Origin of the sequence: Acidithiobacillus albertensis (assembly GCF_001931655.1) — a bacterium.
Classification (GTDB): Bacteria; Pseudomonadota; Gammaproteobacteria; order Acidithiobacillales; family Acidithiobacillaceae; genus Acidithiobacillus; species Acidithiobacillus thiooxidans.
This window is the reverse complement of the sequence record NZ_MOAD01000131.1, coordinates 1-576: the sequence shown is the minus strand read 5'-3', so window position 1 is coordinate 576 and position 576 is coordinate 1. Positions and strand designations below refer to the sequence as shown.

General features: G+C 46.7%; 1 protein-coding gene. It reads left to right on the top strand.

The window, feature by feature from the left end; translation table 11 throughout:
* On the top strand, positions 1-328 hold a 328-nt coding region (locus BLW97_RS18535; protein ID WP_169829335.1), incomplete at its 5' end, for a PDZ domain-containing protein.
* Between the last annotated feature and the right edge of the window lie 248 nt (positions 329-576).

Genomic DNA, 576 nt, shown 5'->3' with positions numbered 1-576 from the left:
GCAGTCCAGCAGTACCCAACCGGCAGCGCCTGCAAAGACTGTGAAAATCAGCCGGATGGATATTCATGTTCAAAATCTGACTCCAGATATTGAAAAACAACTGGATGTCCACCATGGTGTGGTGGTGGTAGGTGTCAGTGAAGGCCCTGCCGCCGAAGCAGGCCTGATGCCCGGAATGATCATTCAGCAGATCAATCAGCAGGATGTCCAAAATGTCAGCGAGCTGGCGCACATTGTCGCCGGGTTACCAAAAGACCAACCCATTCCCATGTTGGTCCGTCAAGGTAAAGCCAGCATCTATGTGGTTATTACGCTTGCAAAGAAATAATACACTGTGCATCAGTACGCGCGTTGTCCCCAAAACCATAATGGACAACGCAGTTAGGGGATTTTAGTTTTTTGCATCGAGTCACAGCTGGCGGAAGAGGAAGTCCATCTCATCCATTCATTCTGGAACAGAACCTGGTACGAATTATTTAATTGCTTTAATCGGTGCATCACTTTGGTATAAAATCTCTATTCCAGATTAATAGCTTCTGGGTATTCCAGCCTGTAGTGACATTGTGAATACCCTTT